At 29.6% G+C, this 13,754-nt stretch carries 8 protein-coding genes; 6 read left to right on the top strand and 2 right to left on the bottom strand.

Annotated features, from left to right (window positions below):
- Nucleotides 1-23 precede the first annotated feature (23 nt).
- The 6 genes from B3J31_RS03745 (at nucleotide 24) to B3J31_RS03720 (ending at nucleotide 11,232) form a co-directional block, all read left to right on the top strand.
- Complete coding sequence (locus tag B3J31_RS03745; protein WP_346873618.1) at nucleotides 24-1,037, top strand: acyltransferase family protein; 1,014 nt, start codon at nucleotides 24-26, stop codon at nucleotides 1,035-1,037.
- A 304-nt stretch (nucleotides 1,038-1,341) separates the two neighbouring features.
- Entirely contained in the window at nucleotides 1,342-2,238 is an 897-nt protein-coding gene (gene rfbD, locus B3J31_RS03740) for a dTDP-4-dehydrorhamnose reductase (RefSeq protein ID WP_346873617.1), read from the top strand.
- A 535-nt stretch (nucleotides 2,239-2,773) separates the two neighbouring features.
- Nucleotides 2,774-7,111 carry a cell wall-binding repeat-containing protein gene (locus tag B3J31_RS03735; RefSeq protein ID WP_346873616.1) on the top strand — a complete coding sequence of 1,446 codons (4,338 nt, stop codon included), beginning with the start codon at nucleotides 2,774-2,776 and terminating at the stop codon, nucleotides 7,109-7,111.
- A 136-nt stretch (nucleotides 7,112-7,247) separates the two neighbouring features.
- A complete protein-coding gene (locus B3J31_RS03730; RefSeq protein ID WP_346873615.1) occupies nucleotides 7,248-7,988 on the top strand; it encodes an N-acetyltransferase in 741 nt (246 codons plus the stop codon).
- A gap of 11 nt (nucleotides 7,989-7,999) precedes the next feature.
- Nucleotides 8,000-9,466 (top strand): lipopolysaccharide biosynthesis protein, encoded by a 1,467-nt coding sequence (locus B3J31_RS03725; RefSeq protein ID WP_346873614.1) that lies wholly within the window; start codon nucleotides 8,000-8,002, stop codon nucleotides 9,464-9,466.
- A 32-nt stretch (nucleotides 9,467-9,498) separates the two neighbouring features.
- Nucleotides 9,499-11,232: a phospho-sugar mutase gene (locus B3J31_RS03720; RefSeq protein WP_346873613.1), complete on the top strand. Its 1,734-nt coding sequence runs from the start codon at nucleotides 9,499-9,501 to the stop codon at nucleotides 11,230-11,232.
- Between the two features lie 39 nt (nucleotides 11,233-11,271).
- Here the strand turns inward: B3J31_RS03720 and B3J31_RS03715 are convergent, their stop codons facing one another.
- On the bottom strand, nucleotides 11,272-12,303 hold the full coding sequence (locus tag B3J31_RS03715) for an LCP family protein (protein WP_346873612.1): 1,032 nt from the start codon (nucleotides 12,301-12,303) through the stop codon (nucleotides 11,272-11,274).
- 15 nt (nucleotides 12,304-12,318) lie between these two features.
- Nucleotides 12,319-13,626 (bottom strand): LCP family protein, encoded by a 1,308-nt coding sequence (locus tag B3J31_RS03710; protein WP_346873611.1) that lies wholly within the window; start codon nucleotides 13,624-13,626, stop codon nucleotides 12,319-12,321.
- Nucleotides 13,627-13,754: the final 128 nt, after the last annotated feature.

Here is a 13,754-nt window from a genome sequence, read left to right as displayed (position 1 = left end):
GAAATATGATTGTGGAGTAGATTATGAAAAAGAGAATTCAGTGGATTGATATAGCAAAAGGAATTGCTATTTTAGCAGTAATTATTGGTCATACAGTACCACATAGAGGGTATTTTAAATTACTTTGGAGTTTTATATTTTCTTTCCACATGCCCTTGTTTTTTATAGTGAGTGGATATTTATTTAATGAGAGCAGTTTTAAGGGGATTATAAGAAAAAACTTTAAAAGAATGATAGTACCTTATCTTATTACATTTGGAACATATTCAATATATGTTGCATATACTTGTGAGGAAAGTTTTATAAGTAGTATTCTAAAATCATTAATTTCTATAGTTTATGGTTCTGGAAAGGCAGTTGAGGCATTGCCTTGTATTCAGTCTGTTGGAGCACTGTGGTTTTTGGTAGCTTTATTCTTTTCAACTATACTTTTTAATTTAATATTAAAGATAGTTAAGGATAAAGATAGGATTACTGAATTAGCAATTGTAATGGGATTATGTATTATGGGATACATACTAAAGGATATTAAGTATCTTCCTTGGAGTCTAGACCTAGTTTTAGTATCTCAGTTGTTTATGTATGTAGGATATGAGCTTAAATCTATGGATAAAGGAAAAATAAAAATATCTAATATAGGATTAATTTTTCTTGTATTACTATGGTTTTTATGTATAAATAAATATGCATTTGATTTAAATCAAAGATCATATAGAGACTTTGCAATTTCTATATTAGGTTCTATTAGTGGAAGTATAGTTATATTATATATTTCTCAATATATAAGTAGATTTGATTATTTAAATAGATTTTTAACCTTTTGTGGTAAGGAGTCCCTTGTTATTTTATGCATTCATTTTTTAGAATACAGAATAATAAACTGGTATGGAATTTTCAAGTTTACCAACTTAAATGAAGCTAGCGCTTTAGTAATAATAATATTAAATATATCAAAGTTACTTCTAATTATACTGAGTACAAGAATTGTTGTTTATCTTAAGGTGAAAGTTAAATCCTTAGTACTTAAGAAACTATAAATATATTCATATGAATACAACAAAAAATTACAGTAAAGATGTTGATTTAATAGTGGTATGCTATTAGAAACTTCATTAAAATAGACAATAGACATATACCTATTGTCTATTTTATTATATATATAAATCTTTAAATTTTAATCTGAATTTCCACCATAGCATTCAAGTTTCTATGGGTAAGATATTTTTTTACAACTGTATTATAATTAAGGTTGTTTATCATGGAACATGAATATTGTTTATAGTATAGACATTAGTATATAATATAATAATTAGGTATAAATATATTTAAGGAGTTTTACTTATGAAGATATTAATAGCAGGAGGAAACTCTCAGCTCGCAAAAGAAATAAAGTATATAATAGATAAAGGAAGTTCATCCTTAGGAGATATAGACTCTAGAATTATTAAAGGAGAAGTGATTTCTTTATCAAGGGAAGAATTAGATATTACTGACTTAAATATGGTAAAGGAAGTTATTAATAATATAAAACCTGATGTTATTATTAACTGCGCTGCCTATACTAACGTAGATGGCTGTGAGAGTGATTTTAAAGGAGCCTTTAAGGTTAATACTTTAGGCCCAAGAAACTTAGCTATAGCAGCTAAAGAAGCAAATTCAAAGCTATTGCATATATCTACGGATTATGTCTTTGATGGAAAAGGCATTAGTCCTTATAAGGAATATGATAGGATTAACCCTAAAAGTGTATATGGAAAAACTAAGGCTCTTGGAGATGATTATGTAAGAGAGTTTTGTGATAAATATTTTATAGTAAGAACCTCTTGGCTTTATGGAAGGTTTGGGAAAAACTTTGTATACACGATAAGTAATTTAGCTGATAAAAATGATTCTATAAAGGTAGTTAATGATCAACTAGGTAACCCTACTAACTGTGAAGATTTAGCTTATAATATATTAAATCTTATAGTTACAGAAGAATACGGTATATACCATTGTACTGGTGAGGGGATTTGTTCTTGGTATGATTTTGCAGTAGAGATAATTAAACTTAAGGGCTGTAATTGCAGGGTGGAGCCTTGTACTACAGAAGAGTATCCTAGACCAGCTAAAAGACCGACCTATTCTGCTTTAGATAATTTAATGCTACAGTGCACTATTGGGAATACTATGAGATACTGGAAAGATGCACTTAAGGATTTTTTTCAATTACAGATTAATGATAAAAAGGAAGTGTAATATATAAGAAGATAGTGTTTTGTAACTAAACAGTAAATCTGTTACAAGAACATTATCTTTTTTTTATATGAGAAAAATGACTGTATTAAAAGTTTATCATAACAATAGCCTTACCGCTCATAATTTGCACAAATCCATGTTTTTTTCAGGCTCTATTGAAAATTATAGTGATAGAATATCATTGGCTATTTTCACTTCTTTAAAATAGCAAAATGTCTGAAACCCTTGAGGCCACAACAACTAGTTAACTAGTTATATAGTTATATAGTTACATAGTTTCCTATTAACATATATAAATAGTTTAATATATAACTATTTGTTGTATGTTAATATAGGTTCCCTCCAAATCTTATAACTTTGATTAACCACGGAGCATTTTTCAGTAAGTCTTGATAATCATAAGATGAATTTCTAAAGTTATAAATTGCATAGTGAGATATAAATGATATTTTCTACATATTCTTGTAAAATATTTGGAAATATATTATAATATTCAAGTGACATACAATATTATACAGATTGAAAGGGGAAAACTATGAAAAGAACAAAAAAGCTGATATCATTAGCCTTAGTGATATCTATGGTACTAGGGACAGATGTTGTAGCCTTTGCTTCAACTAATAATGAAGTAAAGGATAAAGTCTATTTCGGGGAAAATAGATTTACAACTGCAGTAGAAGTAAGTAAAGCTGGATGGACTTCAGCAAAGGAGGTTGTATTAGTAAATGGCAATGCAATGGTAGATGCTTTATCAGCAACACCATTTGCTTATACAAAGGGTGCACCTATACTATTAACAAATACAGACAAGTTACAAGAAGATACGGCTAAAGAATTAAAAAGACTTGGTACTGAAAAAGTATACATTATTGGAGGTAAGGGTGTAGTATCTGATAATGTGAAAAATAATCTTGAAGGTATGAAAATTATAGTTGAAAGAATAAGTGGAGAAAATAGATATGAGACTTCAATAAAGGTAGCTAAAAGCTTAGATACAGTTAAAGATGTATCTGAAGTAGCTATTGTAAATGGAGAAAAAGGGCTAGCAGATGCTGTTTCAGTAGCTTCCGTTGCTGCTCAAAATAATATGCCAATAATTTCAACTAAAACTAATGGAGATAAAGATTCCTACACATGGATAAAGGGAGAAGATATAAAAGCTTCATATCTTATAGGAGGTAGTGGAGTTTTAGGTGATGCGTTAGAAAAAGAATTACCAATGGCCAAGAGAATTGGAGGAAGTAATAGACATGAAACTAATGCAAATGTAATAGATAGATTCTTTACTGATGAAGAGTTAGATAAAGCCTATGTAGCAAAAAGCGGAATGAATAAGTTAAACGAAATAGTAGATGCTCTTGCTGTAGGACCATTAGCTGCTAGAGATAAAGCTCCAGTTATTATAGTGAATAATAAGCTGGATAAGACTCAACAGGAAGTTGCAGAAAAGAAAATTATTAAAGAGTTTATACAAATAGGTGGAGGAATAAGCACTTCTACAATAAAAGCTTTAAAGGATACACAACAAAGTAAAGAGTTTAATGTTACTACCATGGATGAGTTAAAAGCTTTATTATCTAAAATTAGAAGCAATGATGTAGTAAACTTTAGACCCTCAGCACCTATAGAAACAAATATAGACCTGGTTACTTCAAAATATATAACCTTAAATATATATGGTATGTTTAAAGGAAATGTATCAGTAAATATGCCTAATGCTGAGGTTGTTAATAAGGGAACAATGTTTAAGGATCTCATTATAGAAGATATTAAAGGTAGTACTTTTACTAATGAGGGAAGACTATTATCTATTAAAGTCAATGATACTAATGGAGGAAGAATTGTGAACTCTTCTACAGGAAGTATAGAGAGAATTCAATTAAATAAGGATTCTATAACTGAAATAGATGGACAAGTTAATGAAGTTTTAGTAGAAGGAAATAATGCTTCAGTTAATATTCAAGGTTCAGTAGACAAGGTTGAAATTAAGGGTAGAGATACTAAGTTAATAGTTAAGGAAAAATCAACAATTAAGAATGTGCAAGTTGTTGAAACTGCTATAGGTTCAACTATTAATAATAGTGGTAAATTAGTAAATCTACAAGTTGAGATAGAAGGTATAACTATAAAAAATAATGGAGTTATAGAAAAGGCTGAAATTCTTAAGGATACAGTGGTTGATGGAAATAAGCCTGTTGAAGTAGTATTACCAAAGGATGAAGAAGATAGTGGAAATACGGAAGAGCCACCAGTAGTAACTCCGCCAGAGCCACCAGTAGTAATACCACCAAGTGAAGGAAATCCTGGTGAAGAGACACCACCGCTTGTAACTAATATTGAACTTGGTACAGGAACCAATACTTTAACAAGTGGAAACTATGGTGTAGTTAGTGTAAAGGGAACTGAAGAAGTAGTTATTACAGGCGTAACTGCCAAGGTCTTAAATATTGAAACAGATCAACTTCTTAAGGTTACTAACTGTAATATAGAAAAAATAAATGTTATAAATCCAAAGAGCTTTTTAGCACTTAATAATGTTACTGTAAAAGAAATGATTACAAGTGATGTAGTTTCCTCCATTAAAGGATTTAAAACTACTAGAAATATCAGTGAAGAAATGAAGATATATATTTCAGGTGGAACTATAGATAACATAAAAGTAAATTCTCAATCTACTCCTAGGATTAAATTTGAAGGGGAATCTAAAGTCTCTGAAATTAATATAAATACAGGAGCTCTTATAGAAAGTATAAGTGATAATAATACTATTAATAAAGTTAATCTAAATAACTCAAAACCTGTAGAAATAAATGTAAACTCACAAGATACTAATATAGCTGTAAAGGGAACAGGAGAAGTTCAAATTGCGGGTAAAGTTAATAGTATTGATGTCAATACAGATAAGAAAATAAAATTCATTGACGGTTCAAAGGTTAATAACTTAATTATTAACAATGATGCAGCTAACATATCAATGATTAGTGGCGGCGAGGAAAAAGCAGTAGATGACAAAGCGTTAGTAACCATGGTAAGTAATATTACTCCAAATGTTGAGTTACCAGAAGACTCAATTATTAAAAAGGCTTCAAGTGTATCAGAAGAAGACAGAAAGAAAATTGAAGAAGAAAAAATAGCAGCTGACAATACTGATATTAACCTTAAAGCAATAAATGAATGTAAACAGATTTTAAATGAAAGTGGCGGAGAGCCTTGGGATGTAAAACAAAAGAATGATATAAAAATAAAAGAATTACTTTTAGATTCAGGAAAGTTTATAATACCAGAAGAAGTAAAAGCATATAGTGAAAATTATAAGCTTATAGTTGCATCATCCATAAGAGGAGGAATGCATCCTAGTAACTTCAAAGGGTTTGAAAATAAGGTTGAAGTTCAGAACGCTATTTATCAGGGCATAAATAGAAGTAAGGTCAATATAGAATCATCAAAGTTTGAAGGTCAATATAATTCTGCTATAAAGCAAATAACTATTGAGGGTAATGAAGGTAACATTGCTAAAGATATTACAGATGAAGTTATTAAGATAGTACCAGGAGAAACATTAAGTCCATTTACTTCTTATGAAATAGTAAGTGTATCAGACTTTGAAGAAGGTAAAATTGTTCCTAATGACCTCTTTGAAGTAAAAGATAATAGAATATATATACTACCTTCAGACATAAGAGAGAACTTTACTACAAATATCTTCATTAGAGTTAAATATGAAGCAAAAGGAAATATTTCAGCTTCTGAAACTAATTTAAGCATGGAAGTAAGGTTTACGGAGCAAGTGGAAACACTAGTCCAATCTATAAATAGATGGGCTAAGGATTATTCTAAAAAGAGTGCAGAGGAAAGAGATAAAGTGATATCCTTATTTACGGATAAAATATATGAAGAAATATTTAATGATGCAGAATTATCTAGCAGACTAGATGATAAATTTAAGGTAAACTATTTTCTAAGAGATGCTATGTTAAATTCTGTATTATTAAACATAGAAAAAAGTAGTGAGACAGTTAATACTTTAGAAGATATAGTAAATTTAATTAATAAAGTTATAGATGAGGAGTATGGTTATATACCAGAGGCTACAACTGAATATTTAGATAACGGAAGAACTATATTATCAATAAACTTCAATTCTCAAGTTTTTTATAAAGAGGATGGAGTTCTTAAGGCTTTTAATAGCTCTGAAGCTGAAGCCATAGATATAACTTCTGATATAGATATAACAGATGATATAAAGAATTCTGGTTATGTTATATATGGTGATACTAAATTGTATGATAGTCATATTATAAATAAAGAAGAAGGGCCATGGAATTGGAAGTTACTTATAGGAGATAGGTTTGGCTGGAATGAGCTAGGATTTAATAAAGAACTTTTTGATAAAGATGGTAAATCTTTAGGTTATCTTCATGTTGAAAATAATGGATATAATGTAAGTTTAACAGTAAAAGATACTCCTTTGAAAAATCCAGTACAAAGGGAGTTAAATGAAGTAGTTAAAGAAGCAATTTTGATGGAAACACCAAGTGACTATAATTATGAAGGACAAAGTAAATGGACAATAAGGTTAAAAATACCAACAAATTACTATATGGCGATTAGTCTCCATAAGATAAAGCTAAATATCAATGGAGTAGATGAAGAAAATCCTATAGTTGTAACAAGTGTATCATCAAAAGGAGATTGCTATGTGGATCTTGTATTGCGTCAAGAACCTAATACTAACTATGATGAAATACTTAGATATGAAGGATTAGAAAATATAAAGCTATCCTTTGAAGAAGGAAGTATATTATTACCAATAGGTATAAGTGAAGTTATTACTAATACTAAAGGAACCATAGATATTCTTCCAGGGAAATAGTTAAATAAAAGTTAAGCTAGAGGTATATGCTATAATGCATATGCCTCTTTTGTGATTTTCCTATATAGTAGACAAAACCATTGAAAATATATACAATATAAAGAAGGTAACAATTGATAAAAAGGAAGTGTAATATATGAATTATATATCAGAAAAAGCTATTATAGGAGACAATGTTAAGGTAGGAAAGTTTACAGTTATTGAAGATAACGTTACTATAGGAAACAACTGCATTATCGGTCATAATGTAGTTATTCATGAGGATACTATAATAAAAGATAATGTTAGAATAGATGATAATACTGTTATAGGTAAGACTCCAATGAGGGGGGTAAACAGTATATTTAAAGATGAAGAGAAGTTACCAAACTGCACCATAGGAGAAGGGTGTTTAATCGGTGCTACTACTATAATTTATAGAGGAGCAATCATAGGAGATAATACATTAATTGCAGACATGGCAACTATAAGAGAAAATGTAACTATAGGAGAGAAAACAGTTATAGGAAGAGGATCAACTGTAGAAAACTTCTGCACAGTAGGATCAAATTGTAAGATTCAAACTAATGTATATTTAACTGCATATTCTACTGTGGAGGATTATGTATTTATAGCGCCTTGTGTTGTAACTTCAAATGATAACTATGCAGCCCGTTCAAAGGAGAGATTTGGAAAGTTCAAAGGTATTACTATTAAAAATGGTGGTAGACTTGGAGCAGGAGTAGTAGTACTTCCAGCTAAGGTTATAGAAGAGGAAGGATTTGCAGCAGCAGGGTCTTTAGTTACAAAAGATATACCAGCGAGAAAAGTAGTAATAGGAAGTCCAGCAAAAGTACTAAGAGATGTACAAGAAGATCAACTTCTAGAGAATCAGTAGGTTTAAAAATTATGAGTAATTTAAATTCAAAATTAAGTGGTATAAAAAAGAACTCTTTACTTGGAAAGTTTCTATCTTTCTCTGTAGGGAATTGGTTAGTTTTAATCATAGGACTTATATCCTCTCCAATTATAACTAGGATAATAGAGCCTGTGGAATACGGTAAGTTTGGAATGTTCAATTTATATGCTAGTATACTTATGTTAATTATAACCTGTGGACTAGACCAATCTTATGTAAGGTTTTTTTATGAAGAGGATGAAGTTAATAGAAACAAATTATTATTTGAAAGTATAAAAATTCCGTTTATCTTAAATATAATAATATCAATTATAATCATTATATTTAAAGTTCCTATATCAAAGTATATAATATCTGAATATAATCCAAATTTTATAATATTACTTATATTAAATATAACTTTAGCTTCTATAAGTAGATTTTCACTTTTGACAGTAAGAATGAAGCAAAAGGGAAGACTATATTCTATGCTACAGGTTATGCAAAAGCTTAGTTACCTTATGTCTATAGCATTGTTCTTTATGATATATAATAATAGTTTCTTAACTCTTGCTTATGCAACCTTAATTTCTAATGCAGTAATAGCAGGTATATCTATATTTACTGAGAGAGATAGTTGGAACTTTAAGAACATTAAAGATAAAAAACTTAAAAATTCTCAATTAGATATCTTAAAATATGGAATACCCTTGATTTTTACAGTATTGGTTACATGGTTATTCCAATCCGCTGATAAGATAGCAATAAAAGCTTTTTATGGTGATTATCAAGTTGGAATATATAGCTCAGCTAATAATATAATAGCCATATTAAACATATTACAGACATCATTTGCAACCTTTTGGATACCCGTGGCTTTTGAAAAGTACGAAAAAGCTCCAGAGGATACAAAGTTTTTTTCAAATATTAATGATATAGTTAGTTTTTTAATGTTTGGAATAGGAATTGGTATAATATTGTTTAAAGATGTAATTGTGTTAATTTTAGGCCCTAAGTATAGAACTGCATCTTACATAATGCCATTTTTAGTATTTATGCCTGTATTATATACCATGTCAGAGGTATCAGTAGGAGGTATAAATTTTAAAAAGAAACCTAAATATCACATAGTAATAGCTTCAATAGCTTGCCTATTTAATGTTATAGGAAATAGTATTTTGGTACCAACCTTAGGAGCTAAAGGTGCTGGTATTTCTACTGGACTAGCGTATATAGTATTTTATTATGCCAGAACTTTAATATCTAGAAGACTCTATAAAGTAGATTATAGTATAGGAAGGACTACAGTAGCTATATTAGCTATATCTATTCTTGCTTTATACACAAGTTTTATGGAATTTTCTATTATTACAATAATTATTGGCATTATAGTTATATTAATAGTTTTATTCTTATATAGAAATACTATTAAAAGTATGAAGGATATGATATTTAAAGACAAAAAAATAAAAGTATAAGAACATAAAATATATAATAGGGAGGGGTATAATTGAATTATAGAGATAAATATAATTTATGGGTTAATTCACCTGAAATTGATGAGGTCACTAAAGCAGAATTAAAAAACATTATTGATGAAATCGAACTAGAAGATAGATTTTATAAAGATCTAGAGTTTGGAACAGGAGGATTAAGAGGAATAATTGGAGCAGGGAGTAATAGGTTAAATATATACACTGTAGGAAAGGCAACACAAGGATTTGCTAATTATTTAAATAATAAATATACTTCTCCAAAGGTTGCAATAGCTTATGATTCTCGTCATATGTCTAAGGAGTTTTCAGAGTACGCTGCTAGGGTTTTAGCTGGTAATGGAATAAAAGTATACTTATATGATAGGCTTACACCTACACCCATGCTTTCTTATGCTGTAAGAGAGTTAAACTGCCAAGGTGGTATAGTATTAACAGCTTCACATAATCCTAAAGAGTATAATGGATATAAAGTCTATGGTGATGATGGATGTCAAGTTACAGATGCATCGGCTAATGAAATTATAACCTTTGTAAATAATATTGAGTCCTTTGCTCAGGTTACAGTAATGGATATTAAGGAAGCAGTTGAAAAAAGGTTAGTTAACTATATAGGAGAAGAAATATATACTTCATATATAGAAAGAGTAAAGGAGCTTACCATAAGAAAAGATCTAGTAAAAAATCATGGTAAGGATCTTAAAATAATATATACTCCTATTCATGGTAGTGGAAATATTCCTGTAAGAAGAGTACTAGAAGAACTTTCTTATAAAAATGTAGAGGTAGTTAAAGAGCAAGAACTACCTGATGGAGCTTTTCCAACAGCGCCATATCCAAATCCAGAGGATAGTAAGGTATTTAAGCTAGCTTTAGAAATGGCTAAGGATTTTGCTCCTGATATAATCCTTGGTACAGACCCTGATTGTGATAGAATAGGGGCTGTGGTGAAAGATAATAAAGGAGAGTACAGAGTTCTTACAGGTAATCAAGTAGGAGTATTATTAACTCATTATATAATATCATCCTTAAGAGAAACAGGAAATTTAGATACTAAGGGCACTATAATTAAAACTATAGTTTCCACAGATATGATAAAACCTATATGTAAGAAATTTGACGTACAGATTAAGGAAGTTCTAACTGGATTTAAGTATATAGGAGAGCTTATTGGAAACTTTGAAAAAGCTCCAGGTAATAATAAGTTCCTATTAGGTTTTGAAGAAAGTTATGGATATTTAGCAGGGGATTTCGTTAGAGATAAGGATGCAGTTATAGCAGCAGCTTTAATATGTGAAATGACTCTTTATTATAAATCCATAGGTAAGACTTTATATGAGGGATTAATAGAGTTATATGAAAGTTATGGATATTATAAAGAAAAGTTAATATCCATAGAGCTAAAAGGTAAGGATGGTCAAGAAAAAATTAAAGAAATAATTGAGTATTTCCGAAGTGAGAATATAAGAAACTTTGGAGATTATAAAGTATCTGTTAAGGAAGACTATAAACTAAGTTATAGGATTAATGTTGAAGACTCTAGTAAAGAGGTTATTAATTTACCAAAGTCAAATGTTATTAAGTTTATTTTCTGCAATGGATGCTATTTTGTAGTAAGACCTTCAGGTACAGAACCTAAGATGAAAATATACTTAGGTGTAACTGGGGAGAACAATGAAGTTTCAGATAGGAATTTATTAAAATTAGAAGAAGCTGTTTTAAATAGTATAAAAGAGTTTTTACCACAATAAAAGCAAGAGCTACATGGAATTTAATCCATGTAGCTCCTATTAATTAGAAGATGTTTCTGGCTTTATATCTTCATAAATATATTTTTGTATCTGTTCTTTAGTTACTTCTTCATCAAAGGTAGTATAGTAAACACCATCTATTGAATCACCTTTACTATGTTCTGCAAGTGGGAATCTTAGTTGTTCTATATCAGTCATTCCAGAGGTTAATACTTTAGTACCTAAACTTAAAATTTCTGAAGTAGAAAGACTAGTTTGAACATGAGGCAATACTTCATTAATTACTGATGGTAATTTAAGTATACCTAGATTTTGAACTTTGTTGAATAGAGCAGTTAATACAGCTCTATGACGTTCAGTTCTTTTGTCATCTCCACCACTAGTAGCTCTAATTCTAGAATAAGCAGTAGCCTGTAGTCCGTTTAATGTTTGTACACCAGAAGAATTTACATATTGTGGTGTAATTCCTTGATCATTTGATAAGTCACGAACATAGTTATTTATATACTCAACTTCAGCTTCGTCTATAGTTAGTTCTATTCCACCTATAATATCAATAATTTCTTCTAATTCAGAGAAATTAACTTTGGCATAATCAGTTATATCAAGTCCAAAATTTTGATTTATAGTCTTAATAGCTAATTCTTCTTTACCATAAGCGTAGGCATGATTAAGCTTATCATATCCATGACCATCTATGTTTACATAACTATCTCTTGAAAGAGAAGTTAGTTTAAGTTTCTTGTGTTTAGAATCAACTGTGGCAATGATTATTGCATCTGAACGACCTACATCACCTTCACTTTGATCTATACCAAAAAGTACAACATTTTTAATTTTATCAGAAGAGGATTTAGGGTTAGACTTATCAATACCTAAATCTTTATTTTTAAAATCAACTGTATTAAGTTTACCTAGTGTTGATAATCCATAGGTCACTGCAATTGTAATGAAAAGTACTAAAAGAGTTATTATTATTAATATAATCTTATTAGCTTTCTTTTTTTTTCTTTTATTTCTGTTTTGCCTCTTTTTACTTGTGCTTGAGGGCTTTGTTGAATTTGTACTCATAATTATCTCCTCTCGTTAAGGGGTTGGATTTTCAGTAGAACCATCTTTAGGTGGCTCAGTTGGAGTTTCAACTGGAGTCTCTACTGGTGTATCATTACCTTGAGAATTATCATCCTTATTTTCATCTGATTTATCAGTAGTGTCATCTACAGGATCGGGTTTATTTGTAGTATCATTGTTACTTGGAGTAGAAACTTCTGGTTTAACATTGGTATTAGGTGATATAGTTTCGGTATTTGTATTTTGATAATCTGAAATTTCATTACCATGTGAGTGTTCAGCATCGTGATTATATACCTTTGGGTTAGGTTCTAGCCATATTTTTCTATCATTAAAAATATATTCATGAATTTGTTCCTCGGTATAATCTTCATCATAGCATAAGTAGAATACACCATCAATTTTTGAGTTTTGAGTATATTCATCTCTTGGGAATCTTTCTTGTTCTATATTTTTAGTTCCTAAGTTAAGTACATTTGCTGCTAGGTTAATTATTTCTTTGTTAGATAGACTGGTTTCTACATAAGGTAATAGTTTAGTTGCCATTGAAGCAAGTTCTGCAGTACCGGCTTTAGAGATTTTATTAAACATTTCAGTCATAATCTTACGATGTCTTTCCGTTCTATCAAAGTCACCATTAGCAGTACTTCTAATTCTACAATAACCCAAGGTTTGAAAACCATCCATATGTACTTTACCAGATTCATTTTTTACTAAAGTCTTTGCTGGAGTATTTGACTTACTTGAAACTCTTACTATATATTTGTCAACTTCTACAATTTCTTCATCGGATAATTTCATATCTATTCCGCCAATTGCGTCTACAAGTTTTTTCAATTCTTTAAAATTAATTTTAACATAGTCCTCAATATTAAGGCCAAAGTTTTGGTTTAAAGTTTTTATTGAAAGTTGAGGGCCGCCGTAAGCGTGGGCATGATTAATCTTATCTTTTCCATAATCAGGTATATCTGCATAGGTATCTCTCATTATAGATGTAATCTTTAGTTTCTTATGAACCGGGTCAAAGGTTGCTATCATAAGAGCATCTGAACGTCCTACATCAGTTTTAGTTTCATCAACACCCAGGATTGCTATATTTACTATATCCTTAATTTCACTAGTTTGTAGTTTTTCTTTAACCTCGTCCTTTATACCTAGATCATTTTCATCAATATCTGACCTTTTCATTTTTGACAGTAGATTATTTCCATAAAACAAACCAATACCAAGTATAACTATAAGCACAGCAACACAGGAAATAATTATCTTTTTATTTCGAGATTTTTTTCTTCTATTTAAGTTTTTGTTGTTTAAGTCTTCCAATGTTATCACATCCTAAAATTAAATTTTTTCTAATAAAATGATTTTTAAAAATATAATAATAACGAAACATATACTTTATTATTATAATATTACATATAATAATAAAGTATATATTTCAATAATATTTA

This window comes from Clostridium sp. UBA5988 (genome assembly GCF_002435615.1).
GTDB lineage: Bacteria > Bacillota > Clostridia > Clostridiales > Clostridiaceae > Clostridium_J > Clostridium_J sulfidigenes.
Note: the sequence above shows the minus strand (reverse complement) of the source record. Positions and strands in the feature narration are given on the sequence as shown.